The sequence below is a fragment of the Herminiimonas arsenitoxidans genome (assembly GCF_900130075.1).
Taxonomy (GTDB): Bacteria; Pseudomonadota; Gammaproteobacteria; order Burkholderiales; family Burkholderiaceae_D; genus Oxalicibacterium; species Oxalicibacterium arsenitoxidans.
The window spans coordinates 435,234-461,113 of record NZ_LT671418.1; the positions used below are offsets into that span (position 1 = coordinate 435,234).

A 25,880-nucleotide genomic window follows, 5' to 3' on the forward strand; every position below is an offset into this window, starting at 1 on the left:
TTTCAATATAGTCACTATTTGCCATTTGTGTTGCCTAAATTGAAACGAATGAAAGTCGATTCAGCTATGTAGAGAGCCGTTTGAAGGGCATACTCTCTACTTCGTTCAATAAACAGCATTTTTAAGATGAAAAGCATGACCTACGAAGAATATCTCGACGAAGTGACGACGCTCATGACGGAAAGATTTGATGTAACCGAAGCCGCCGCGATCAAGTATGTGATGCGCGCGCAAGCGAGTGATTTCTTTACCTTGCATGACGATGATCCTGCGATGCGTACGCAAGAGCGTGCCGAGAAGGATGCGAAAACGATTTTCGAGCAGCGTAACAAGTCCAAGCCTGAGCTATACAAGAAGTAATTCACGCTATCACCGGCTGCGGCCATCTTTTACAACCATGCAAAGGCGAGTTGACGCACAATTCCGTCTTTGAAAAATCGGAATCAGCATGCCTTTGAATGTCCTCGCCATATCGGCCGTTATACCTATGCCCATCATGTTTTCGCAGCTAGCGGTGCAATTGTCGTGAGCGACCATCCCGTAATTACATGGAATGAAGCGGGCGAAGATCGCTCTGCGCGCTGGCAGTCGGAGAGTGGCGTTACTGCACCTAAACGTGTCGTTGTTGCCGATGACAAGATGACGGCTGATTCGGCATTTCGTCTGGCGAGTGAAGGTACGGCTTTGTTGTGGCACGGCGATTATCAGAATGCGCGTCAGCTGTTGCAGGCTTTGGCGCGTCGTATCGAACGCAAGCCACGCAAAGCGGCAACCACGCCCATCGATGCTTTCAACTTCCATAGACAGGCGCAATCACAACGCGCCCGCACGCTAGGCATGGTGCTGATCGCAGTGGATGCCGATTACACGATTCCTCTGCGTCGTGCGCCCGATATCAAGCTCGCCTGTAATGAGGCTTATGGTGCAAGTGCAGGCCCGTTTGTCGTTTCTCTGCGGGAAATACTGGGTTTGATCGGTGCGCATGAATGGCGCAAGAATGGTGTGGAGATCGAGGCGCTGGATGGTGCGCGTATTCATCCTTACTACGGCGTGTTTTCACCTGTGCGTGGTGAATATCTGAACCTGATTGCAGAAGCGCCGCTGCCATCCAAAAAGCTGGCTTTCGATATCGGTACTGGTACGGGTGTGATTGCAGCCTTGTTGGCGCAGCGTGGCGTAGCGAAGATAGTGGCGACCGATCAGGATGCGCGTGCTTTGGCGTGCGCCAAAGAGAATCTGGCTCGGTTGGATGTAAGCGATAAAGTGAAGGTGCTGGAGGCGGATTTATTCCCGGAAGGCAAGGCTCCTTTGATCGTTTGTAATCCGCCGTGGATTCCGGCGCGTCCAAGTTCTGCTATTGAATATGCAATCTACGATCCGGACAGCCGCATGTTGCGTGGCTTTCTCAACGGTTTGGCGGAGCATCTGGAAGCCAAGGGCGAGGGGTGGCTGATCCTGTCGGATCTGGCTGAGCATCTGGGCTTGCGTACGCGTGAAGAATTGCTGCAGATGATAGAAGCGGCAGGGCTGAAAGTGATCGCACGCATGGACACCAAGCCTACTCATCCGCGCGCAACGGATGAAACCGATCCCTTGCACAAGGCACGCTCGGCGGAAACGACATCGCTGTGGCGCCTCGCTGCACGCTGATCTTTTATAATCACGGGTTTGCTAGATTTGCTTTCTTGCAGACCCGCATTCAATTTATTCAGGAATAAACATGGCTAACAAACCAGCCCGCATACTGACCTTCAAGTGCAAAAAATGCACAAAATCAGTCCAGGTGTTTTTGCAGAAAGTCTCTGCCTGCTCGCACATTCAACCGTATCAGGGGATTTGCACCTGCGGTGAAATCACGCGTTACGCGACTGGCCAGAAAGATGCAGTCGAGTCGTTCATGAATTCGGAAGATGGCAACTGGTCGCACCATCATCATTGATGCGCCATGGTCGATACCGCTGGCTTAGTTGCTATCGGTATTGATAAAACGCATCTTGAAGTTGCGTCCCTTGATATTGCCTTCGCTTAAACGCGCATACGCCTTGTCCGCAACCTTGCGATCCAGCGCGACATAGGTCATGAATTCAAAGACATTGATTTTGCCGACCTGATCCTTGGTCAAGCCAGCATCGCCAGTCAACGCGCCCAGCAAATCGCCTGGGCGCAATTTATCCCTCTTGCCGCCCATGATGCACAGCGTCACCATAGGCGCGTGCAAGTCGCCGCCTTCGGCTACTTCCAGCTCATTCAAGTTGAACCATTGCACAGGCTTGTGCTGATACTCCTCAATCAGCTTGACCCATTTTTTCTCATTCGGTGCACACAAACTTAGCGCCAGACCTTTTTCCTGACCGCGGCCGGTGCGACCGATGCGGTGGATATGCACTTCAGTGTCTTTCGATACATCGACGTTGATGACTGCACCCAAGGATTGAATGTCCAATCCACGTGCGGCGACATCGGTTGCGACCAGTACGGAACAACTTTGATTGGCAAACAGCACCAGAATTTCATCGCGTTCGCGTTGTTCCAGTTCGCCGTATAAGGCGAGGGCGCTGAAACTTTGCGCGCGCAATTCGGCGGCTAGTTCGCGGCAATGGATTTTGGTATTGCAGAATGCCAGCGTTGACACTGGTCGGTAGTGCTTTAACAGTGTTGCGACTGCCGCATTGCGTTCGTCGTAGCCAACTTCGTAAAAACGCTGCTCGATCTGACTGTCGTCGTGTTGCGCTTCAACTTTGACTTCGACTGGATCGCGCAGGAATTCTGCGCTGGCACGGCGGATATCGTCCGGGTAAGTCGCAGAAAACAGCAAAGTCTGGCGGCGTGTCGGGCAGGCACTGACGATGCCGGCAATCTCTTCATAAAAACCCATGTCGACCATGCGATCAGCTTCATCCAGCACCAGTGTCTGTACTTTGGATAGATTGATGGTTTCGCGCGAGATGTGATCGCGGATACGGCCAGGTGTACCAACCACAATGTGCGCGCCGTGTTCGAGCGATGCGATTTGCGGACGCATCGGTGCGCCACCACACAAGGTTAATACCTTGATGTTGTCGGTGAAGCGCGCCAGACGGCGCAACTCATTCGATACCTGATCGGCCAGCTCGCGCGTAGGGCAGATCACTAACGCTTGCACTGCAAACCAGGTTGGATTCAGCTTCTGCAGCAAGCCGATGCCGAAGGCTGCTGTCTTGCCGCTGCCAGTCTTCGCCTGCGCAATCAAATCACGCTGCTCCAGTATCACCGGCAGGCTTTGCGCCTGGATGGGCGTCATCTCGTGATAGCCGAGCGTATCGAGATTGCTCAGCATGGCAGGTGAGAGGGCGAGATTGGAGAAGGAACTAGTGGTCATGAGCGGCTTGCGTGATGCGGAAAAGGACTCGCAGTCTAACAGGCATGGACTGATAGATGAAAAATCCGGTACCTGCAAAGCATAAATAATTCGCTCTTACGCGTAAGTCTTCTTCATAAATTGTCAGATTGGCTGCGCATACACCGTCACAACCATGCTTGTTACGTGATTTGTTTTACCGATGCGGTGACAGGTCGATCATTGTTACAAGCCTGGATTGCATCAAGGCAACAAAAAACAGGCGGAAAAGAACACATTTTTCACGACCAAATATATCGTTTCATAATATGGAATATTAATATCGCACTGCATCAATAAAAAATTCCAAAGGGTAGAATATCGTTTCACATACAGAAAAATACAATATAACTTATTGATAAATAAGGTAAAAAAATAATTAAAATATCTTATATAAGACATTGTTGCTATGCGCAATATCGCCTATGATTAATCCAATGTTTTTTCCAGTTTCGGTTTTTTATAAGCACTTAACTAAGGAGATTCATCATGGCAACTCGCGAACAGCAAATTCAGGCATTAAACAAGGATTGGACTGACAATCCACGCTGGACAGGTATCAAGCGTAACTACTCTGTGGAAGATGTTGTTCGTCTACGCGGCTCCGTGCAGATAGAGCACACGCTGGCTCAGCGTGGCGCCGAGAAGCTGTGGGAGATGTGTAATAACGAGCCTTTCGTGAATGCGCTCGGTGCATTGACTGGCAATCAGGCGATGCAGCAGGTCAAGGCTGGCTTGAAGGCGATCTACCTGTCGGGTTGGCAGGTTGCCGGTGATGCCAATGTGGCCGGCGAGATGTATCCGGATCAATCGTTGTATCCGGCCAATTCGGTACCGCTGGTGGTCAAGCGCATCAACAACACCTTCCAGCGCGCCGATCAGATTCAATGGTCGGAAGGCTCGGGCGATATCGATTTCTTTGCGCCTATCGTGGCCGATGCAGAAGCCGGTTTTGGCGGCGTCTTAAATGCCTATGAGTTGATGAAATCCATGATCGAGGCTGGCGCTGCTGGTGTGCACTTCGAAGATCAACTGGCATCGGTCAAGAAATGCGGCCACATGGGCGGCAAGGTTCTGGTGCCGACGCGTGAAGCAGTCGAGAAGTTGAATGCTGCACGCTTGGCTGCCGATGTATCCGGTACAACGACCTTGGTCATTGCACGTACCGATGCAGAAGCCGCTGACTTGTTGACCTCTGATGTCGATGAAAATGACCAGCCGTTCCTTACTGGCGAACGCACGGTCGAGGGTTTCTATAAAACCCGTTCCGGTTTCGATCAGGCGGTATCACGCGGTCTGGCGTATGCGCCGTATGTCGATATGTTGTGGTGTGAAACCGGCAAGCCGGATCTGCAATTTGCCAAGCAATTCGCAGAGGCTATCCACGCCAAATTCCCCGGCAAGATGCTGTCTTATAACTGCTCGCCATCCTTCAACTGGAGAAAGAATCTGGACGATGCAACCATCGCCAAATTCCAGAAAGAGTTGGGCGCGATGGGCTACAAATTCCAGTTCATCACATTGGCCGGTTTCCATTCACTGAACTATTCGATGTTTAACCTGGCGCACGGTTACGCACGTAACCAGATGTCGGCCTTCGTCGAGTTGCAGGAAGCCGAATTCGCTGCTGCGGATAAAGGCTTCACTGCGGTCAAGCATCAGCGTGAAGTAGGCACCGGTTATTTCGATGCCATCACTCAGGTCATCCAGCAAGGCAAGTCATCCACTACGGCGCTGCATGGCTCGACTGAGGATGAGCAATTTTTTGACAGCAAGGTAGCAAAGGTTTGTATCGCAGGACACAAGAACGCTGCATAAAAAGCGTCTTGTTAGGAGGAGGCCGCACCCATTCGGGTGCGGTTTAAACAGAAGGGTAGTAATTACATTACTGATTCACTTATACGGAGACAAGCATGACAACGAGCACGATAGAGTTCCCAGCAGGTATCGAGATTGAAGGCGAATTCAAAGCAGATTATGACCAGATATTGACGCCGGAGGCATTGGCCTTGGTCGCCAAATTAAGCCGTAGCTTTGAGGCACGCCGTCAGGAACTGCTGGCAATTCGAGTCCAACGTGCCCAGCGTATTGATGCCGGCGAACGTCCTGATTTTTTGCCGGAGACTGCAGCGATACGCGCTGCTGATTGGCGTATTGCACCGATTCCGGCAGATCTGCAATGTCGTCGTGTTGAAATCACAGGTCCAGTCGATCGCAAGATGGTGATCAATGCACTCAATTCAGGTGCCGATATTTACATGGCAGACTTTGAGGATGCGAATACGCCTAACTGGGATAACCAGATCAGTGGCCAGATCAATTTGATTGATGCAATACGGAAAACCATTTCGTTCGAGACGACGGCCAAGAGCTACAAACTGAACGACAAGCTCGCTACCTTGCTGGTACGTCCACGTGGCTGGCATCTGGATGAGAAGCACATGCTGGTGGACGGCAAGCGTGTGTCAGGCGGCATCTTCGACTTTGCGCTATTCATGTTCCATAACGCGCATGAATTGCTGAAGCGCGGTTCCGGTCCTTACTTTTATTTGCCAAAGCTGGAATCGCATCTGGAAGCGCGCTTGTGGAACGATATTTTCGTCATGACGCAACGTGAGCTTGGCCTGCCGCAAGGCACGATCAAGGCAACTGTCTTGATCGAAACCATACTTGCCGCATTCGAGATGGATGAAATTCTGTATGAACTGAAAGACCATAGCGCTGGCTTGAATGCAGGGCGCTGGGATTACATTTTCTCGTGCATCAAGAAGTTCAAGCTGGACAAGGATTTTTGCCTGGCTGATCGCGCCAAGGTGACGATGACGGTGCCTTTCATGCGCTCCTATGCTTTGTTGCTGCTGAAAACTTGCCATCATCGCGGTGCACATGCGATGGGCGGTATGGCAGCGCTGATTCCTATCAAAAACGACCCAGTCAAGAATGAGCTGGCGATGAATGCCGTGCGTATCGACAAAGAGCGCGATGCGATCGACGGTTACGACGGCGGTTGGGTCGCGCATCCGGGATTGGTTGATTTAGCGATGACGGAGTTCAAGAAGGTTCTGGGCGACAAGCCTAACCAGATAGGCAAGTTGCGCGATGATGTGCATGCGACGGCTGCAGATCTGCTGAACTTCCAGCCAGAGACACCGATCACGGAAGCTGGTTTGCGCTACAACATCAATGTCGGGATTCATTATCTGGGTAGCTGGCTGGACGGCAACGGTTGTGTGCCGATTCATAACTTGATGGAAGACGCAGCTACCGCCGAGATCAGCCGCTCGCAAGTGTGGCAATGGATACGCTCGAACAAAGGCGTGCTGGATGATGGTCGCAAAATTACAGCGGCGATGGTGCGTCCCATGATTCAGGAAGAATTGTTGAAAGTGAAGCAGGATGCTCCAAACGGGAGCAGTCCTAGCTATATACGTGCGGCGAAAATTTTTGAAGAAATGTCGACGGCCGCAACGTTTGCGGAATTCTTGACCTTGCCGCTATACGAAGAAATTTAAGTTGCAGGGTAGTGTGGCGATCTGCTGCACTACTCAATTCCATCAAGCTTGAATTCAATTACAAGCAAGTGCGATAGTCACGGCGCTTGCTTATTCTTTGCCTTGGCGACAGATAGATCGCTATTCCAGATTAAGCTGAGGTAATCATATTTTTTAAGGTGTTTGTAAAAATATAGTTGCATAGCGAATTAAATTATCCTAATATTCAGTCATGTTTGATCATTGCCTCTACTTCAATACGACTGCTTTGGCACGCGTTCTCGAGCGTGAATGGGCCAAGGCATTCAAGCCGTTCGGAATGACGCCATCGCAAGCGTTCATGCTCCGCGCGGTGTTGGCTAATCCTGGCATGTTGCAGAGTGAGTTGGCGGCGACATTGGCTATCTCTCGTTCTACAGCGACGCGCACTTTGGATGGTTTGCAGCAGATGCAATTGCTGGTGCGCACGGCGACGGAGCGTGACGGTCGAGAATCAGCGATAGCGCCAACCGAATTGGCTATCGCAATGAAGGAGCAGTTAGATGCTGCCAGTGGAGAGGTAACGAAGCGTCTGAAAAAGGAATTGGGCGCTGTGCAGTTTGATGAAACCGTAAACAAAGTAAAAAAAGTTCGCTCAGTCATCGCCTGAATTTTTTTGATTAAGTAGTTGTATAGCAAACTAAAAAAGGAGTTTCAAATGCCTATCCTGAATGTGAAAGTAAGCGCAGAAAAATCACCAGAACTGACGAAGCAGATTGCCGAGCTTCTACTGGATTTAACAACGTGCATCCTGAAAAAGAAACGCGAAGTCACGGCCATTGCCATCGATTTTGTGGCACACGATAGCTGGGTCGTTGGCGGGCATCTTTTGAGCGAGCAAAAGAAGAACAGCTTCTACTTCGACATCAAGATCACAGACGAAACCAATACCAAGGATGAGAAGGCGCTTTACATCAAGGAAGCTTTCGCAGGATTTGAGCGCATATTGGGCAATCTGCACGAGGAGAGTTATATCTATGTGCAGGATGTCAGGGCGGCTTCGTATGGTTACGGTGGTTATACGCAAGAGTATCGCTATCACCATTGATTGAACTTGGTGATGAAGGACCTAGGCAAGATGTTCAATTTTTCCATTGTGCTGTTTTGGCACATAATGGAGACCCATCAACCATAGTTCGACTATCGCTATGAAACTGGATCACCTTGATCATCTTGTTCTGACTGTAAAAGACATCGAACTGGCTTCTGCCTTTTATCAGCGTGTGCTGGGCATGGAAGTTGTGACTTTCGGAGCAGGGCGGAAAGCACTTTCGTTCGGCTTCCAGAAAATCAACTTGCATGAACATGGCAAAGAGTTCGAGCCGAAAGCGGAGCATCCAACTCCCGGTTCGGCTGATCTTTGCTTCATCACTTCCGTTCCTTTGGATGAGGTGCTGGAACATTTCAATGCCTGCGACGTCACGGTGCTGGAAGGGCCGATTCGACGTACTGGTGCAACTGGCCCGATCCTGTCGCTTTATCTGCGCGATCCGGATTTCAATTTGATTGAAGTATCGAATCAGCTTGAAAGCTGAGAAGCTGGTTCAATCGAACGATCCTTAAATAATCAGCAAAAATCATTCGCACGTTGTTCGTGCGTTTGATTGCGCGTATGGCTCTTCTGCGCATTGTCAGACGGATGTCAGACATATCAAGTATCCTCTCGGATCGCCTTGCCCATTTTTCCGCAATTGCATACTTCTGGTTTGCAATTGCTTAATCCATTTGTTTGCTCATGACTCAGAAAATAACGCCATCTACTGCATTGCTGCTTACGATCGCTCCCTTGATGTGGGCGGGGAATGCGATTGTTGGTCGCTCAGTCAATGGTTTGGTGCCGCCGGTCACGCTGAATTTTTTTCGCTGGTCTATAGCTATGTTGATTCTGTTGCCGTTGGCGAGCTGGATATTCCGTCGTGACAGTGGGTTCTGGCAGCATTGGAAGCGTTTTTCCTTGCTGGGCTTGTTGGGTGTTGGTCTCTACAACACCTTGCAATATCTGGCTCTGCAAACGTCTTCGCCTATCAATGTGACCTTGGTTGCTGCCAGCATGCCGGTCTGGATGCTGTTGATCGGTACACTGTTCTTTGGTGTCAAGGTGTCGCACAAGCAGACGCTGGGTGCGGTCATGTCTATCGTTGGTGTGTTGATAGTGTTGAGCCGCGGCGAATTGCGTCAATTGCTGGCTTTGCGTTTGGTGGCTGGTGATATCTTCATGATCATCGCGGCGATCGTCTGGTCTTTTTATAGTTGGTTGTTGACCCTGCCGAAAGATCCGCAAGAAATTCGCAGTAACTGGGCGGCATTTCTGTTGGCGCAAGTTGCGTTCGGCGTTGCCTGGTCAGGATTGTTTGTCGCTGGCGAATGGGCGGTAAGTGATCTACAGATCACTTGGGGCTGGCCTTTGGCAGCGGCATTGTTGTTCGTGGCGATCGGGCCTGCGATTATTGCGCTGCGCTGCTGGGGTGTAGGCGTGCAGCGGGTAGGGCCGACGATAGCGGGATTTTTCAGTAATTTGACTCCGCTTTTTGCGGCAGTAATGTCCTCAGCATTTCTGGGTGAAATGCCGCATTTTTATCACGGCATTGCATTCGTCCTGATTGTGGGTGGGATCGTGGTCTCATCTCGCCACTCTAAATAAGAAACTTCTTCAAGATTCTTCGTAGGTTTCTACTATGGCATCGGCTACCGCACGTACGCGTGCGGTGCGATTCAAGTCGCTATGCAGCACCAGCCAGAGATCGTAAGGCTCAAAGCGCTCCGGCCATAAGCGTACGAGTTGCGCACCTGCATCGCCGATATGTGTTGGCAATTCTCCAATTCCCAAACCGGCATTAACCGCTTCGAATAGCATCATGCCGGAGCTGACCTCCATGGTGACGCGGGCATTGGCGATGGATTCGCCACATAGTGCTTCGCTTTGGCTGGGATAAATCGCTCGTTGATAGATGACGACATCATGTCCAGCCAGCGCGGTGCCTGGTTGCGGCATTCCTAGTTTTTTCAGATAAGCCTTGGATGCGTACAAGCCAACGGCCAAGCGCTTCAAATGGCGAGAAATCAGGTCCGGGCTGGTTGGTCGCACACTACGCACGGCAAGATCAGCTTCGCGTCGGGTGATGTTGGAAACCTGATTGGACGTAGTCAGGACGACGCGGATGTCTGGATGCTTTACATGAAGCTTCTGCATGGCGGGCATCAAAACATGTTTGGCCATCGTATCGGTTGCTGCCACGCGCACGACACCACACAAGCGCTCATCTGTACCTTGCATTTGCCGCTGCAATTGATCTGCCGCCTGTTCCATTTTCTCTATCGTGGTGACTGCCAGCTCGCCAGCTGGCGTGGCGACATAGCCGGCTGGTGTACGCAAGAACAGCCGTGTACCCAAGGATTTTTCCATCGCTGCCAGGCGGCGTCCGACGGTGGCTTGATCGATCTGCAATTGTTCGGCCGCTCCGCGCAGTGTGCCTACGCGCTGAATGGCAAGAAAAATTCTGGCGTTATCCCAATCCATGATCATTTCCTGTTTGTTTTGTGATGCAAATTTGCATCATAGTAATGAGATTATGCTTATTTATTGCATCGCACAAGAGGTCTAAAATGCTGCTCTGATCACGCAGTACAGAAAGCACATCATGACGATGCAAGCCCCCAAACTCAGTCCTTCCACGCTGGCTGCTCCAACGCACGCTGGTTATTTGCCGCTGGTCGCGCTGGCGATCGGATTTGTGATGGCGATGCTGGATGTCACGGTAGTCAACGTCGGTTTATCTTCGATAGAAGAGAGCTTGTCAGCGCCGCTGTCCATGCTGGTCTGGATCGTCGATGGTTATACGCTGACCTTTGCTGCGATGCTGATGGTGGGCGGTGCCTTGGCAGATCGTTATGGCGCCAAGAAAATCTATATGTTCGGCTTGACGATTTTTGTCGTGGCGTCCTTGCTGTGCGGTATCGCGCCCAATGGCGTGACGCTGGTGGCTGCGCGTTTGTTGCAGGGCGTGGGTGCCGCGTTCTTTATGCCTAGTTCTTTAAGCTTGATGACGCATGTATATGAAGACGACCATACGCGCGCCAAGATGCTGGGCATCTGGTCTGCAGCGGTTGGCGCAGCAGGTGCGATCGGTCCTTTGGTCGGTGGTGTATTGATTCACTGGTTTGGCTGGCGCAGTATTTTTCTGATCAATGTGCCGGTGGGTTTGTTGGGTTTAATGTTGGCGAACAAAGTGATTCCCAATGTTGCACGCCATTGGCGTCCCTTGACTATTCTTAGTCATTTAACCGGCGTTTTGATGCTGGCAGCATTAAGTTTTGTGCTGATTGAAGGTCCGGTTTTCGGCTGGGGTTCAGCTCCGATTATGGCTGGAATTGTTATTACCTTGATAGCCGGTTTCTTCCTGGTACGGCATGAGCGTCGTGGTGCTGCGCCTTTGATTCCACGCGAATTGTTTGCGACCTCGCATTTTGCCGCGGCGAATGGGATTGGTTTCCTGATTAATTTTGGTGTGTATGGATTACTGTTTTTCCTGAGTCTGTTCTTGCAGCAGGCTCGGGGTGCAGATGCTTTGCAAACAGGTTTGCAGTTGCTGCCGACGATGGCGGTAATTTTTATCGGTAACTTTATGTCTGGCCGTATCACGGCGCAGTGGGGGCCACGCTTGCCGATGTTGCTTGGTCTAGGCTTGGCGGCTGTGTTGGCAGGATTGTTGACTGGTTTGACGCCGCAAACGTCGTACTGGGTGTTTGCGTTAGCGGTTGGCACTTGCAACTTCGGTGTGAGTATTGCCATTCCTGCGATGACGACGGCCGTGTTGCAAATGGCAGGGCGTTTGCACGCGAATAGCGCTGCCGCAGCGCTGAATGCGAATCGTCAGATTGGCGCTTTGGTCGGGGTGGCGATCATGGGGACGATATTGCATATGGCGCCGGATTGGCACTGGCGCGTGATCTTTGCGCTTGCTGCGGTTGGTGTGGCGTATGGCGGGGCTTGGTTGTTGGTGCTGCGTTTTATACGTTTGAATGCGCCCGTAAGGAAGCATTGATCATAGTTGTAGCTGGATCCATTTCGTGAATCTGTAGGTGTTCCATACGCTTGATTAATAATTAACTCTATTGATCAAGCGTATCGGCATGGTCGCTCTGGCCGAATTATTTCCCGACAACTTCTTAATGCTTTGTCTATATTGATAAGGTAGTTCATATCTTTGATGCAAGAACGCTTGTGATATTTCGTAAAAATATACTTCATTAGTAAAATATATTGGAGTAAAATAAAAAATCCATCACTATCTTGATTGGCTTTTGCATCATGATGAAAAAAATTACTTATCTGAGTCTGGTCTGCTTGACGGCGTTGCTTGGCGCTTGCGCCGACATGGGCAATATCAAGCCGCAGGCGAAACAGATGGATGCGAATAGTCTGGATGGTGGTTCCAATATTGCTCTTTCAGCAAAAAATGCCGCTGCACAATGGCCGCAGGTTCAATGGTGGCAGGCTTATGGCGATACGCAACTGAATGGTTTGATAGCTGCAGCACTGAGCGACAATCCAAACATGCATATTGCCGAGGCGCGCGTACGTCAGGCGCAGGCTTATGCCGGCTTGGCGAAGTCGGCGACCTTGCCGAATGTGGAAGCATCGACTTCCATGACGCGCCAGTTATTTTCCGCACATGATTTCATTCCGCCGCCAGAAGCGGGTAATTACGCCTGGTACAACCGTGTTGCCGTGGAAGCGACTTACGATCTGGATTTGTGGGGTAAACAGCGTCAGGCTTTGGCTGCCGCAGTAGATGAAGTCAAGGTCGCCGCTGCCGAATCGCAGATCGCTCAGCTTGCGCTGGAAAACAATATCGTACGCAGCTATGTGCAACTGTCATTGCAGTTCGCCTTGAAAGATATCGCTGAAGATACCTTGGCGCATCGCGAGAAAGCCTTGCATGTGATGCGTCAGCGATTGGCAGCAGGATTGGCTACTGAAATGGATGTCACGCAACTGGAAGCCGCTGTACCACCGCTGCATATACAAATAGAGCAATACGAAGAATCCATCACGCTGTTACGCAATCAGCTCGCCGCTTTCAGTGGTAAAGGCCCAGCCGCTGGTGAAAAAATTACGCGTCCTACCTTGTCTCTCGATAATAGTGCCTGGCTGCAATTGCCTTCGGCCTTGCCTGCTGATTTGGTCGGTCGCCGTCCGGATGTGGCTGCGCGTCGTTGGGAAGTAGAAGCTGCGGCCAAACAGATAGACGTGGCCAAGGCTGCCTTCTATCCGAATATCAATTTGATGGCGTTCATTGGTTTTCAGGGCATAGGTTTTAGTAATTTCCTCACTGGTTCGTCAGCGATACGCGGAATTGGCCCGGCTATTTCATTGCCGATTTTCGACGGTGGTCGTCTGCGCAGCAACCTGGGCGCGCATACAGCAGCGTATGACATCGCGGTAGAAACTTATAACGGCACGATCATTCATGCGCTGGAAAGCGTAGCCAATAGTTTGGTTGCAGCACAATCATTGCAGCAACAGAAAACTCTCAATGACGGAGCACTGGCAACAGCGACCAAGGCGCGCGTTCTGGCTAGCAAGGGATTTGCGGCCGGTATGACGGACTTCCTGGTTCTGCTTAATAGCGAAGTGACTTTGCTGGCACAACAACAACAGCGTGTGCAAATCAATGCACGCATGCTGGAGAGCCATGCGGCCTTGATGCTGGCATTGGGCGGTGGTTATGTACCTGAACAAGTCGATTCTAAAGCCACCGATGTGAAACAGAATACGATCAGCAGCAAGGACAAGCCATGAGTAACTTTGACAGTACGGTACGTCGTATCGCCCGTTGCGGTGAACGCATGCCGGAACATCCGCAGCAGTTGGTGACGTTGAGCCGATTGGCGTATCACATCCAGAAGCGAACGCAGGATCAACTCAATGCCGTGATGAAAAAACACGGCCTGACCAACGTCGGCTACACCGCATTAATGGTGCTTTATGGTTCGGATGATGAGACACAACGTGCGTCCGATTTAGGCGATGCCTGCTCGGAGAAGCCAGCGAATCTGACGCGCATCTGTAATGATCTGGAAAAGCAGGGCTTGATCAAACGTCGCTTCAGTCTGGAAGATAGACGTAGCGTCGATATCTCGTTGACCATTGCCGGTAGAAAACGCGTCGAGCATGTATCACCTGATTATTGGGCGATTTTGAACAAGACGTACGAAGGAATCAATGACAAGAATCTGGCACTGCAAGAAACCATGCTCAGACAGCAACTCGCCAATCTGGAAGAAGTGCAAGAAGTATGAACATCGCGGCCGAATCCGAATCAACACCTGCGACACCAGCACCGCCTGCCGCGTGGTATCGCCGCGCACGCGTCGTTGCGCAGGATTGGATAGATACGGAAGGGCAGCGCTGGATATTCGTACTTAAAACCTTGCTGGCAGCTTTCCTCGCTTTGTGGATTGCTTTTCGTTTGGGATTTGATTCGCCACGCAGTGCCATGATGACGGTCTTCATCGTCGCCTTGCCCAGTAGCGGGATGGCGCTGGAAAAAAGTATCTATCGTTTGTTCGGTACCTTGGTTGGTTGTGCTGCTGCACTGACGCTCATAGCCTTGTTTCCGCAGCAGAGTGTGCCCTTGTTTATCGCACTCGCAGCATGGGTGGGTTTGTGTACCGCCGGTTCTGCCTTGATGCGCAATGCGCGTTCCTATGGATTTGTGTTGGCGGGTTATACGGCTTGCATGATTGCAGTGCCCGCGATTGATGCACCGTTGACGGTGTTTAATCTGGCTGTCTCGCGCGTGACGGAAATTTCATTAGGTATCTTGTGTGCGGCCTTGGTGAATGACGCCTTGTTTCCCAAACATCAGAGCGAGCAATTGGTACAAGCTGTGCGCAAGTTGTATCGCAATTTTGCGCAGCTTTGTATCGATGCAATGCAAGGGCGTTTAAGTCCGGAGCAAATGGAGCGTTTGCATCTGCAGTTCGCAACGGAAGTCGCAGCACTGGAATCAGGGCGTGCGGCTGCTTTCTTTGAAGCCGGTGATGTGCGTGTGCGTAATCAGCAATTGCATGCATTCAATGCTGCAGCGATGGTGAGTCTGACGACATTCCATACGCTGCATCAACTGATGCAACGTCTGCGTGATCGGGGCGACATGCTGGTTCCGGATTTGATGATGCCGCTTTATACGGCTTTTTCTGAGGCTTTGTTGGTGAGCAATATTCCGGCGCGGACCGGCATAGAGGCGGGCATTACACATGACAAGCTGATTGAATTGCGACTTGCCTTGCCGCAGATGATTGCCGATGCGCGTCGTAACTTTTCACAACTACCGCACAATGACAAGCAACGCTTGAATCTTGATACCGGCTTGGAGTTGCTGCAGCGCTTTAGTGATGATCTGTATAGGCTGGTTGCGATTTATCACGACTTGCCCAAACGCTTGTCTGATATGCCGGTGAAGAATCAGGAAAAGATCCTCGCATACAGCGCCAAAACGCCGCCTGTGATTGCGATGGCTGCGGGTTTACGCAGTGCTGCTGCCTTGTTATTGCTGTCATTGGCCTGGTACGGTTTGAATTGGCCTAGCGCAGGTGGTGCAGTCATCATCATGGTTGTTTTTTGCGGCTTGGCTGCATCTTCACCTGATCCCAGCGGTCTGATTCGTCAAACGACATTAGGCTTTGCAATTGCGACACCGTTTGCATTCTTCTGCGCCTTCTTCATGCTCAATCACGTAGAAGGCTATGGCATGTTGGTATTGGCGATGCTGCCGTTCTTGATCGTGGCGACATACCTTAGTACCTGGCGCAAGGTGGCCGGTATCGGTATTGGTTTCAATCTGATGTTCGCTCAGATGATCGCGCCGGAAAACATGATGCGCTTCAATGTCTCCAACTTCATCAATGACAGCATGGCGCAGATCATAGGTCTGGTTCTTGCCGCATTGATGTTTGCTCTGATTCTGCCTGAGCATAAGCAAGGCTCACGTCGTCATATCGCAGAGTCCCTGTGGGGCGAAGCTTTGCGTCTTTGTCTCAGCGATGCGGTACATCTGCGTCATCACTTCGAAAGCCGCGTTCGCGATTTGCTCAATCAATTGAGTATGGGTGTGCGTGGCACTCCGGATGCAGCGACGCGTCGTATCTTGAATCAGGCGATAGTTTTGCTGGAGCTGGGGCACGCGATTCTGGATTTGCGTGAACTGAGTGCGCGTCTGCGTGCCGACCATCCGGCGCGTATTGCAAAAGAAAAATGTATCGCCAGCCTGGCTGATTATTTCCGACGCCCTGAAATGGAACAGCATGCGCAGGCGCTCATAGCAACGCAAGATGCCGGAAAAATGCTGCGCACTTTGCTGTTGGATAAAGACCGACTGAAGGCCGGCGAGGCTGCACAATTGCAGCGTGCCTTGACCGACTTGCACATGATCAATGCATCGTTACTCGACTCATCATTGAGCGATTTTTCCATCGAATCAGAATTGCAAAATGGAGCAAACATTCATGCCGCGTGAAATTTCCATCTTTGGCATATTGGCGCCATCGCTGCTATTAGTTTTTTTGTTGAGCGTGTTGATACATATTGGCGTTGACTGGCTGTGTGGCCATTTCGGCGTTTATAAATATGTCTGGCATCGCTCACTGTTCCGGCTTTGTTTGCTGGTTTGTATATTCGGTGCGCTGGCACTACTACTTTACTAAAAAGAGGGATCACTCTCATGCGTACGTCCGCTTATTTGCGTTACATCATTACCGCTGTCTTGCTGCTGGTTGCCATCTTGTTCGGCAAATATCTATGGGACGACAATATGGATTCGCCGTGGACGCGCGATGGTCGTGTCAAGGCCAACATCATTCATATTGCGCCGGACGTTTCCGGCATTGTGACCAGCGTTGCCGTGCACGATAATCAATTCGTGCATAAAGGCGATGTGCTGTTCAGCATAGACAAGAGCCGCTATAGCCAGACACTGATACAAGCTGAAGCAGCGCTGGCTGCACAGCAAGCGGAGAAAAGGGTGCGTAGCAAGGAGGCGGCACGACGCGCCGGACTGGATGCATCTATCGTGACGAGTGAGAGTCGCGAAGCAGCGGATTCGCTGTCATCTATCGCTGGCGCAAAATATGAGGCGGCGGCAGCGGCACGCGATATCGCACAACTCAATCTGGAACGTACCGAGGTACGTTCACCAGTTGATGGTTATGTGACTAACTTGCATGTGTATGCGGGCGATTTTGCCACTGCAGGTGTGGCTCAATTGGCTGTGATTGATAGCAACTCATACTATGTGAGCGGCTATTTTGAAGAAACAAAATTGCAATATCTGAAGGTGAATGACAAGGTTGAGATCCATTTGATGAGCGGTGGCCCAACCTTGCAAGGTCACATCGAAAGCATTTCACGCGGCATCACCGATCGCGATGCCGCGACCGGCAGAGAACTGCTGGCTGACGTTAATCCAACTTTTAACTGGGTACGCTTGGCACAACGGATTCCAGTGCGGATCAAGATCGATGATCTGGATAAAGCGCACAATCTGGTCGCAGGAATGACGTGTACGGTGATAGTCAAACCTGAGAAGAAGTAAGTGAACCAGAGATCAGACTTTCTCTTGCTGGAGAGATCTGATCTCAGGTTGCAACTATGCTGTACGGGATGCTGTTACGCGCATCTTTCAAGGCGCTGGCCCACCAGCTCAATTGCGCCAACATCATTTCCATCGATTTCTCAGCGCGCACAGGTGCGTACAGATTGCCGCGTTCATCGAACTGCTCCCATGCATTGGCAAAGCTGACGCTATTGCGCATAGTCGTCGCATGCACTTCTACAAATACCTGACGCAGTTGTTCGACTGCACGCAGGCCGCCAGACACTCCACCGTAAGACACAAACGCAACCGGCTTTGCTTGCCATTCCTTGTTAACGGAATCGATCAAGTGCTTTAACGGTGCAGGGTAACCGTGGTTGTATTCAGGCGTGACGATGATAAATGCATCGGCTTGCTCCAGACGTTCTCTCAAATCTTCCAGATCCGGATTCACACCACGTTCCAGTGGAGGGGATAAAGACAGTGTTGCCGGATCGACGATATCAAGTGTGTATCCATCTCGTGCGCGTATCTGCGAGCAAGTCCATTTCGCCACGATGTCGCAATAGCGTCCTTCACGGATGCTGCCGTAGATCAAAGCGACCTTGATCTTTTCATTCATTGTCGTCATTTCCCGTATGGAAAGGGCGGGTAGTTGTGCGCTCATGGAATCTCCAAATACTGTTTTGAGACAAAACGCTGCTGTATCAGCGTGCCAATAATATACTGTATATATATACAGCTAAAAAGAGTTAATTAAATTATGTGAGGTTTTTATTACGTCAGTTCCTGTGTGTTGCGTATAAACGAAAGGCAGTGTAAAACCTCAACTTAACTTAAGGTCAAGAGAAAGCTATGGGAAAAATCAATGCCGATCAGCTACACAAGGAATTGACGGTTGGTGAGGTGGCGGAACGCAGTGGTATCGCTGTCTCGGCCATACATTTTTATGAAGCTAAGGGCTTGATTACCAGTCGGCGCAATCCTGGCAATCAGCGTCGCTATACGCGCGATGTGCTGCGTCGCGTTGCGATCATCAAGGTAGCGCAACGTGTCGGCATTCCACTCGCATCAATAGGCGAGGCGCTAGCGACATTGCCGGAAGGTCGAACGCCAACGGCCAAGGATTGGGAAAAGTTATCAGTGCGCTGGAAGGCGGAGTTGGATGAGCGCATCGCGAAGATGGTGCAACTGCGTGATCAGCTCAACCTCTGCATAGGTTGCGGCTGCCTCTCGCTTGATCATTGCAAGTTACGCAATCCGCAGGATGTGCTTTCGGAACAAGGAGCTGGGCCGCGTTTGCTGGATCCGGATTGAGTTAAATGTTCATCGATAAATTTATTTTCTAGCTGGATTTAAAAGTACTTAGTGTTAAGTAAAGAGATGCGGAGCATCTGAATAAGTAGGTGTTTTGCACTGATACGCCCGAATTTGAGCGCAATCCAATTTTCCTTATTGATCAATGACATAAGTCAGTTGTGCCGGAGTTATGCACAAGCCTGTGCACAAAATGTGGGGATAACTTTTGGGGATAACTGTGAAGAGGCAAGCAATGGAAGAAGTTGTTTGCTCGATGTTATTTCTGTAGATATGGAGCATGTTGTATCCAAATGCCTATTCGAAAATCGCTGTGAAAAATATTCTGTGACGCTTTATGATGAAAGTCTTTTGACGCACATAGATCACAAATGAACGCTAACACCACGCCATTAATCCAGCCGACCTTGATAGGGCCAACTGTTGAACTTCGACCTTTACAAGCAGAAGATGCGGCCAGTCTCGTAGCTGCGGCCGCAGACGGCGAGTTGTGGAATATGAAGGTGACGATCATTCCGGGTCCTGACACCGTGGGCAATTACATTGCTACCGCATTAGAGGGACGTCAGGCAGGAACGGTGATGCCTTTTGTTATTGTCAGACGAGATACTGGCCAGATTGTTGGCAGCACACGTTTCTGGAAGATCGATTTGGCGAACCGAAAAATGGAAATCGGTCATACCTGGTTGGGCAGTTCAACTCAGCGCTCAGGCATCAATACGGAAGCTAAATACCTGTTGTTAACGCATGCCTTTGAAGCTATGCAGGCGATACGCGTGCAATTCACGACGGATGAATTGAATGAAAAATCACGCGCCGCGATTTTACGTATAGGGGCAAAACAGGAAGGCATCGTCAGACACGAGCGGATCATGCCGGATGGACGCAAACGTAACTCGGTACGTTTCAGCATCATCGATTCAGAATGGGCCGATGTGAAAGCCTTGCTAGAACAGAAGATGGCGCGTTAAAGCAATCAATGCAGCAAGAGCCAGGCAAACCAGCTGCCAACTGCCAGCAGCAGAATCGCTACCATGCGCTGCAACTGAGCGACATTCCAACCTGCAGCAACACGTTGCCCAGCAAACGATCCTATCAACATGAGCAAACCGCAGATGGCGGCCAGTTTGATATCCAGCCGTCCTTCCAGCGCGTGGACGGTACTGCTGGCAAGCGCGATCGGGAACTGTATCGCTTGCGACGCGATGACTGCGAAGAGCAGAGGCTGACGCATTAGCATCAAGAGCGGCAGGATCAGGACTGGACCACCCGTACCAGTCAATGCTGAACCGAAGCCCACCACAGCACCCAATACGAACAATGTATTTCTGCCGAGTATGTCAGCCGGGGTGGCCGCGATATGTGCTGATCGCAAGCCGCGCCAGCCTGCGAACAAAACCAGCAGCATGACGCCAAACATCAAACTCTTGGCAGATAGCCAGTGTACGGTCAGCGCTCCGCCTGCCGCACCCAGCAATGCTCCTCCCAACAACGGCAGACAACGTGTTAACAGTTCAGGTTGGTGCCGCATAGGGCGCAAGGCAACGAGTGCGGGCAAGGCAAAGCTGAGGGATGCAGCGGCAATTGCCTGAGGTAAGGGGATGTCACCCAGATGGGTGAGTATCGGAACCAGCAGCACGCCACCGATACCGCAAGCACCTATCAAGGCACCGGTCAGCAGTATTGCTGGCAGCATGATGGCTGCACTTGCCATCGTCAGCATGAGGTGACGACTTTCATTCGAATTGGATGCCGATCACGCTTGCCTGACTGGGAAATAAAGCTGGGATAGTACTGCTGGATAGGCTGATTATCATCTGTTGAATTATGCCAGAGATACCCCTTATCAATCTGCGTTATACGCCTTGGGATGAGGCTTTTGTCTGCGATTGAAACACGTTCAAATCTTCTGTCTGCACGATATTGCACTGCCGATTTTTTCGTGTCAGCATGCAGCGATGGTCCCTCACAGTGGAGTCCGAGGGTTTTGCATTTTTTCTTACTTTTAAGTTGCTATGCACATACGGACGATACTTTTTCTTTGCCTTACTCTAACAGCTTCAGGCGCGTGGTCGTCGGAGCCCAGCATTCAGAATTCGCTGGGTATGAAGTTTGTGCTGATTCCGGCGGGGGAGTTTGTCATGGGCAGCGATGAGTCGCCCGATTCCCTTGCCAAGTCTTATCCGCAATATGACCATAAGCGCTTTGTGGAGTTGATCGATGAAGGACCAGCGCATAAGGTACGCATCACGCGTGCGTTCTACTTTGGTCAATATGAGGTGACGGTAGGCGAGTTTCGACGCTTTCTCGATGCATCGGGCTATAAACCGGAATCGGAAGCAGACGGTACCGGTGGCTATGGTTACAACCCCGATTACAATCCAGCCAAATCTGCGCGTGGCGATGCTTTCGACGGACGCAATCCAAAATATTCATGGCGCAATCCAGGCTTTCCACAAGGTGATGATCATCCGGTAGTGAACATTACCTGGAACGATGCGGTGGCCATGTGCAAATGGCTGAGCAAGACAGAAGGGCGCACCTATCGCTTGCCATCTGAAGCAGAGTGGGAGTATGCGGGACGCGCTGGTACTAAAACACACTATTACACCGGCGACGATCCGCAGTCGTTGCTCAGTGCAGCGAATGTATTCGATGCTGATACGGCGAAGAACTGGCAGCAGTGGGCAAAGTTTGCACTCGCTGGACGTGACGGTTTTGCCTTTACGGCACCAGTAGGCAGTTTCGCGCCGAATGCCTTTGGTCTTTACGATATACACGGCAATGCGTGGGAATGGACTGCCGATTGGCATGACGATAAGTACTATGCCAACTCACCGTTGGATGATCCCAAAGGGCCGGTAGAAGGCACAGTGCGTGTACGCCGCGGTGGTTCATGGCACACGTGGTCGTTCTACGCGCGCTCCTCCTATCGCAACTGGAATTCGCAAGATACGCGCTACACACTTGTGGGCATGCGTTTATTACGTGAAGCCGATTAAAAAGCGTTTACAAGAAAATCATCCACTATTCGCAATACATACTGCAAGGGCGCATGCGATTCCGTAAAATGCGTAATCAGCCATGTTCAATAATGTCAAAAATGAATGAGTGCAGATACCTATAGAGCTGGTCACTATCTTGCTTATCTTGACGAGTCGCTGGCTAAATGCCGGTGATCGAAACCCGATTAACGCTTTAAATTGATTGCTCTGACATGCAGAGCGACGATAGACATAATTGTTGAAAGAGTAGCAGATGGAAAAAGAAGGCAGCGTCCCAAAAAGTGACTACGGGGACTTTGTGCTCGATGCGATTTGTGCTGTTAGTGCAGAAGGCCAATGCCTGTCCGTTAAAGGAGCGTGCGAGCGCATCTTTGGTTATACGCCGGCAGAGATGGTCGGTAAGTACATGCTGGATCTGGTGCATCCGGATGATCGTGAAAGAACGCAGCAATCTATCGATCGCGTCATGGGCGGTTACTTGCAACGGTATTTTGAGAATCGCTATATACGCAAGGACGGTCAGGTCGTGTATATCAGCTGGTCTGCTTCGTGGTCGGAAGATCATCAGGTCAGGATAGGCGTGGCACGGGATATCACCGATCGCAAATTCGATCACGGTGAAGTGGTCGCACCGCAGCTCATACCTGAATACACAAAATACTGGCAGTTGTCCGCCTCACCGCGTCGTCTGATTTCGCCGAATGGTATCAACATCACGCTTTCCGAACAGGATCACATTGTTTTACTGACGCTCATGAGCGGCGGAGAATGTGTGACCCGCAGGAGCATCGTCGATGCTCTCGGCGAAGATTTTATCGAATATGACCAGCGTCGCCTGGATACGCAGATGAATCGTTTGCGCCGCAAGGTCGAAGAGGCTTCCGGCCAACAGCTCCCTGTCAGCACTCTGCGTGCTATTGGTTATCGCTTTCACGAGCAAAGCAAAATCTGTCCCTGAGTACGCGCAATTTTTCTTGCATGAACAAGTCGTTCCGACGGCTTGATCTCATCGCTTCCCCATCTTAAAAGAACAAACATAAATTGCATCATCGGTCCATAAACTGGTCCGAAATGGTGCAGCCTCTGCACGCTTCGCAGAACGCGCGAGTTAACTCGGAATTGCTCAGAGTTGCTCATGAAGTTTCCATCTGGAAATCCCTATACTCGCAATTTTCCTTTTCGCGGAGTATGGCTTTGAATCTGATTTCTTCACGACCGGTGGCTGAGTTTCCACTGAAGAGCGCCATCAAAAAAGTACTATTCAAGGCCAGCCTCACATTATTCGGTGCACTCTTGTTCCAGCTGCCGGCACAAGCCAGCGATGCTCCTGATATCAAACCGGCACTGAAGAAAATGCTCGGTGGCCTGTCGCTGGACGTTAAGGACCAGTTGCAAAAGATGGTTGGTGATTTGAAAAAGACCAGCTGCGGTGGCGGTTTGAGCGGCTGCTATCAGACCAAGTCGGGACCTGTACACCTGTACTTCTTTACCAGTAATAGCGCACAGCAAACATTCATCATCGTCGTCGACAAGAAAATTTCGATGCCGAAATTGTTCGGTAACAAGGTACAGAACGTGATGGGACAAACCTCACTGCGTTCGCTGATGATCTCGATTTCGACCGCTGAGTTTGACCTGACTAGTGACCGTATGCCGCCCGACCTGAAGAAGGTCGTCAACGACAGCTATTTTGGCGTGAGTTCGCTTAACTTTGCCAGCGGCGCACAGATGGCGGCCCGCGCAGATTTGGGTGGCCCGATCAAACTGACGATGGAATCGCTGGGCGTGCGCGCTGATCAGCTGACCATGCGTGCGGCGATCGTGATGCCTATACCTATGGATATTTCCAGCGGCGCAGGTGCCGGTATTGACGTCGCCAGTGATCTAGCAGATGGCGCGACCATGAAAAAAGCCGGCACCAATGCGGCCAAGCCGGAAGCTTTTGTCGAGTTCCAGTTCGCACCTGGCTCCAGGCTGCCGATGATGTTGCCGCCGGTTACGTTGACGGATGCAACCTTCTTCATCAACAACAACCTCACTTTCGGTTATAAGGGCAATGCCCAGTTCCAGGGTGTAGGCGACAAGAAGATATTGTTGCAGTTCCAGACGCCATTGACGCCGGAAGGTGCGATGGATTTTCTCGATTTCTCATTCTTAATGGCGACACCTGCCTCGTTCACGATGGAAGATGCGGCGCGTGTCATCGTTGCAATGGCGTCGCCTGATCCGCGCTTGGCTAAATACGGTGGTGGTTTCATCCGCGGCGTCGGTTCGTTCAAGGGGCCCTTGCTGGCGATGGCGAAACCATTGTCGATGTTCAAGTTGAAAAATCCGAATCCGCCGCCTGAATATCGTTTTGGCGATGCGACGAAACCATGGCCTGAAGACGTTAAGTACTTCAACATTGCGGTGCTGGGACCATTGGCACAAGGCGGTCCATATTATGCGCAAAGCGGCCAGGTCGCTGCCTTTGGTCAGACATTGGGCTGGACAGATGTCTCTGCTGGTACCAATGGTTATTACAACGGCGTAGGTGCCGATATGGTTCTGAAGCTGGGCCCGTTGGGCAAAGTTCCGTTCCGCTTGTCGCAGGAAACCCGCATCGACATGAAACGGCAGGACATTACTTACAAGGGCAATTTGGCCGGGCAAAAGATCGCGATCACGCTGGGTACTTCCAAAATGAGCATTGAGGTCAACGCCAGCTGCATCAACCCGTTTGAAATCAAGACCTCGGTCGACATCACACCGACGACCGACATGGCTCAGATCTTCGACGGCCAAGGCGGCGTCAACGTTGATCCGGGTGCCATTACTGGTTGTATCGGCAAGGAGCTGGAAGCTGCGTATCGCAAGATTGCCGGCGAATACAAGAATCTCTCCGGCTACACGGCCGATATGGCCAACAAGGAATTGAAAAAAATCTCTGATGCAGCGCTGGTAGCGACTAAAGCCGCAGAAGATGCCGCGAACAAGGCTGCAGCTGAATCGAAAAAGGCCGCAGAAGACGCTGCCAAGGCATCGCAAAAGGCAGCGGAAGATGCAGCCAAGGCCGCACAGAAAGCAGCCGATGACGCGCGCAAGCAATACGAGCAAACGAAGAATGCAGCACGTGATGTGGCCAACAAAGCGACCAATGCAGCAGCCAATGCTTTCAAGGATGCAGGCAATGCCTTCAAGCGTATCGGCAAGAAAAAGAAACACAAGAAGGGTCCTGATCCTATATTCGCGGCGTCCGTGTTTGACTGGGATTACTACTACGACACTGCAACCGATGTGGTGAATGCAAAGGTCGACTTGTCTACGCACTGGAAAGACAACGGTTTCAACGAAGGCCGCCAAGGCAGTCCTGAGTTCAGTGCGGTGTTTTACCGTAATCGTTATCTCGACGTCCAGCGACTGTGCGGCCAGGGCGACTGGCGCTGTGTAGTACAGCATTGGTTGGACACGGGTATCCAGCAAGGTCGCCAGGGCAGTGCCGGCGTCAGCATCGAAAGCTACCTCAAGCGTTATCCAGATTTGCAGAATGCTTTTGGCAAACGGAACTTTGACGATGCGATGGATCATTGGCTCAACAGCGGCGAGGACGAAGGCCGTGATCCACGTCCGGCGTCGCAAGTCACCGTGCCGCTGGCCGGTGTGCAGACTGCTGGTGGTGATGGCGGCAATGCCTGGAACGATCAAGACATTTGCGATGATATGCCGCTGACTGGCTGGAGACTGTCTTATAACAAGACGGTCGATCGTGCCCAGTTCCTCTACGCCAACGGTCGATGGAGCGGAGTACAAGGTGGTAAGGATGCATTCAAGGCCGATGTGGCTCTGCCTAGTGGTGAGTACGTCGTGCGGATCGACTATCGTAGTGGTGGCATCATCGACAACATTGCTTTTATTACCAACCGTGGGCGCACCTTCGGCCCATACGGCGGCAACGGTGGCAGTCCCGGTAGCTACAGTGCGACGTCCGGTGAAAAGGTCAGTTGTCTATCAGGCCGCGCCGGCGGCTCGATCAATCAGCTGAATTTCACTTCGACGGGGCCGCGTTAATATCTGACAT

At 51.2% G+C, this 25,880-nt stretch carries 24 protein-coding genes; 20 read left to right on the forward strand and 4 right to left on the reverse strand.

The genetic code is table 11. The features are described 5' to 3' along the window. The first annotated feature begins 135 nt into the window (after window positions 1-135). The 3 genes from BQ6873_RS01980 (at window position 136) to BQ6873_RS01990 (ending at window position 1,939) form a co-directional block, all read left to right on the forward strand. Complete coding sequence (locus tag BQ6873_RS01980) at window positions 136-360, forward strand: hypothetical protein (RefSeq protein WP_076591160.1); 225 nt, start codon at window positions 136-138, stop codon at window positions 358-360. A gap of 165 nt (window positions 361-525) precedes the next feature. After that, window positions 526-1,650: a methyltransferase gene (locus BQ6873_RS01985; protein ID WP_076593895.1), complete on the forward strand. Its 1,125-nt coding sequence runs from the start codon at window positions 526-528 to the stop codon at window positions 1,648-1,650. Between the two features lie 70 nt (window positions 1,651-1,720). Continuing rightward, the gene (locus BQ6873_RS01990) at window positions 1,721-1,939 is read left to right on the forward strand and encodes a hypothetical protein (protein ID WP_041296516.1); all 219 of its coding nucleotides are present in this window, start codon (window positions 1,721-1,723) and stop codon (window positions 1,937-1,939) included. Between the two features lie 24 nt (window positions 1,940-1,963). Here the strand turns inward: BQ6873_RS01990 and dbpA are convergent, their stop codons facing one another. Further along, window positions 1,964-3,358 carry an ATP-dependent RNA helicase DbpA gene (dbpA, locus tag BQ6873_RS01995; protein ID WP_076591161.1) on the reverse strand — a complete coding sequence of 465 codons (1,395 nt, stop codon included), beginning with the start codon at window positions 3,356-3,358 and terminating at the stop codon, window positions 1,964-1,966. Window positions 3,359-3,865: 507 nt separating this feature from the next. On the opposite strand from dbpA, the gene aceA reads away from it, so the two are divergent. From aceA to BQ6873_RS02025, 6 genes are all read left to right on the forward strand, one after another. After that, the gene (gene aceA / locus BQ6873_RS02000) at window positions 3,866-5,194 is read left to right on the forward strand and encodes an isocitrate lyase (protein WP_076591162.1); all 1,329 of its coding nucleotides are present in this window, start codon (window positions 3,866-3,868) and stop codon (window positions 5,192-5,194) included. A 95-nt stretch (window positions 5,195-5,289) separates the two neighbouring features. Further along, a complete protein-coding gene (gene aceB / locus BQ6873_RS02005; protein WP_076591163.1) occupies window positions 5,290-6,888 on the forward strand; it encodes a malate synthase A in 1,599 nt (532 codons plus the stop codon). Window positions 6,889-7,099: 211 nt separating this feature from the next. Continuing rightward, window positions 7,100-7,516 carry a MarR family winged helix-turn-helix transcriptional regulator gene (locus tag BQ6873_RS02010; protein ID WP_076591164.1) on the forward strand — a complete coding sequence of 139 codons (417 nt, stop codon included), beginning with the start codon at window positions 7,100-7,102 and terminating at the stop codon, window positions 7,514-7,516. 48 nt (window positions 7,517-7,564) lie between these two features. Next, a complete protein-coding gene (locus tag BQ6873_RS02015) occupies window positions 7,565-7,954 on the forward strand; it encodes a tautomerase family protein (protein ID WP_076591165.1) in 390 nt (129 codons plus the stop codon). Window positions 7,955-8,054: 100 nt separating this feature from the next. Then, window positions 8,055-8,441 (forward strand): VOC family protein, encoded by a 387-nt coding sequence (locus BQ6873_RS02020; protein ID WP_076591166.1) that lies wholly within the window; start codon window positions 8,055-8,057, stop codon window positions 8,439-8,441. Between the two features lie 200 nt (window positions 8,442-8,641). Further along, window positions 8,642-9,547: a DMT family transporter gene (locus BQ6873_RS02025; RefSeq protein ID WP_076591167.1), complete on the forward strand. Its 906-nt coding sequence runs from the start codon at window positions 8,642-8,644 to the stop codon at window positions 9,545-9,547. Window positions 9,548-9,556: 9 nt separating this feature from the next. On the opposite strand, the gene BQ6873_RS02030 is transcribed toward BQ6873_RS02025, so the two are convergent. After that, window positions 9,557-10,423 (reverse strand): LysR family transcriptional regulator, encoded by an 867-nt coding sequence (locus tag BQ6873_RS02030; protein ID WP_076591168.1) that lies wholly within the window; start codon window positions 10,421-10,423, stop codon window positions 9,557-9,559. A gap of 127 nt (window positions 10,424-10,550) precedes the next feature. Here BQ6873_RS02030 and BQ6873_RS02035 point away from each other — a divergent pair, with 127 nt between their 5' ends. The 6 genes from BQ6873_RS02035 to BQ6873_RS02060 all read left to right on the forward strand — a co-directional run bounded on the left by BQ6873_RS02035 (window position 10,551) and on the right by BQ6873_RS02060 (window position 17,501). Continuing rightward, window positions 10,551-11,948 carry an MFS transporter gene (locus BQ6873_RS02035; RefSeq protein WP_076593896.1) on the forward strand — a complete coding sequence of 466 codons (1,398 nt, stop codon included), beginning with the start codon at window positions 10,551-10,553 and terminating at the stop codon, window positions 11,946-11,948. A gap of 269 nt (window positions 11,949-12,217) precedes the next feature. Further along, window positions 12,218-13,708: an efflux transporter outer membrane subunit gene (locus tag BQ6873_RS02040; protein ID WP_331712974.1), complete on the forward strand. Its 1,491-nt coding sequence runs from the start codon at window positions 12,218-12,220 to the stop codon at window positions 13,706-13,708. Beyond that, window positions 13,705-14,208 (forward strand): MarR family winged helix-turn-helix transcriptional regulator, encoded by a 504-nt coding sequence (locus BQ6873_RS02045; protein ID WP_076591169.1) that lies wholly within the window; start codon window positions 13,705-13,707, stop codon window positions 14,206-14,208. Before BQ6873_RS02040 ends, BQ6873_RS02045 begins: the two co-directional genes overlap by 4 nt. Next, window positions 14,205-16,427, forward strand: a complete 2,223-nt coding sequence (locus BQ6873_RS02050) for an FUSC family protein (protein ID WP_076591170.1) — start codon at window positions 14,205-14,207, stop codon at window positions 16,425-16,427. Before BQ6873_RS02045 ends, BQ6873_RS02050 begins: the two co-directional genes overlap by 4 nt. Beyond that, a complete protein-coding gene (locus BQ6873_RS02055; protein WP_076591171.1) occupies window positions 16,417-16,614 on the forward strand; it encodes a DUF1656 domain-containing protein in 198 nt (65 codons plus the stop codon). The genes BQ6873_RS02050 and BQ6873_RS02055 overlap by 11 nt, the downstream gene beginning before the upstream one ends. A gap of 17 nt (window positions 16,615-16,631) precedes the next feature. Continuing rightward, window positions 16,632-17,501 (forward strand): efflux RND transporter periplasmic adaptor subunit, encoded by an 870-nt coding sequence (locus BQ6873_RS02060; RefSeq protein ID WP_076591172.1) that lies wholly within the window; start codon window positions 16,632-16,634, stop codon window positions 17,499-17,501. Window positions 17,502-17,544: 43 nt separating this feature from the next. Here BQ6873_RS02060 and BQ6873_RS02065 read toward each other — a convergent pair whose 3' ends face one another. Continuing rightward, window positions 17,545-18,168 carry an NADPH-dependent FMN reductase gene (locus BQ6873_RS02065; RefSeq protein WP_197685166.1) on the reverse strand — a complete coding sequence of 208 codons (624 nt, stop codon included), beginning with the start codon at window positions 18,166-18,168 and terminating at the stop codon, window positions 17,545-17,547. Window positions 18,169-18,356: 188 nt separating this feature from the next. Here BQ6873_RS02065 and soxR point away from each other — a divergent pair, with 188 nt between their 5' ends. Further along, window positions 18,357-18,818, forward strand: coding sequence for a redox-sensitive transcriptional activator SoxR (soxR, locus tag BQ6873_RS02070; protein ID WP_076591174.1), 462 nt, complete (start codon window positions 18,357-18,359; stop codon window positions 18,816-18,818). Between the two features lie 371 nt (window positions 18,819-19,189). Beyond that, complete coding sequence (locus BQ6873_RS02075) at window positions 19,190-19,789, forward strand: GNAT family N-acetyltransferase (RefSeq protein WP_076591175.1); 600 nt, start codon at window positions 19,190-19,192, stop codon at window positions 19,787-19,789. A gap of 5 nt (window positions 19,790-19,794) precedes the next feature. Here the strand turns inward: BQ6873_RS02075 and BQ6873_RS02080 are convergent, their stop codons facing one another. Continuing rightward, window positions 19,795-20,541: a sulfite exporter TauE/SafE family protein gene (locus tag BQ6873_RS02080; protein WP_076591176.1), complete on the reverse strand. Its 747-nt coding sequence runs from the start codon at window positions 20,539-20,541 to the stop codon at window positions 19,795-19,797. 292 nt (window positions 20,542-20,833) lie between these two features. Between BQ6873_RS02080 and BQ6873_RS02085 the strand changes: the two genes are divergently transcribed. The 3 genes from BQ6873_RS02085 (at window position 20,834) to BQ6873_RS02095 (ending at window position 25,870) form a co-directional block, all read left to right on the forward strand. Then, window positions 20,834-21,820, forward strand: a complete 987-nt coding sequence (locus BQ6873_RS02085; RefSeq protein ID WP_076591177.1) for a formylglycine-generating enzyme family protein — start codon at window positions 20,834-20,836, stop codon at window positions 21,818-21,820. 256 nt (window positions 21,821-22,076) lie between these two features. Next, window positions 22,077-22,781, forward strand: a complete 705-nt coding sequence (locus BQ6873_RS02090) for a PAS domain S-box protein (protein ID WP_076591178.1) — start codon at window positions 22,077-22,079, stop codon at window positions 22,779-22,781. A 236-nt stretch (window positions 22,782-23,017) separates the two neighbouring features. Beyond that, window positions 23,018-25,870 carry a jacalin-like lectin gene (locus tag BQ6873_RS02095; RefSeq protein ID WP_231949205.1) on the forward strand — a complete coding sequence of 951 codons (2,853 nt, stop codon included), beginning with the start codon at window positions 23,018-23,020 and terminating at the stop codon, window positions 25,868-25,870. The last annotated feature ends 10 nt before the right edge of the window (window positions 25,871-25,880 follow it).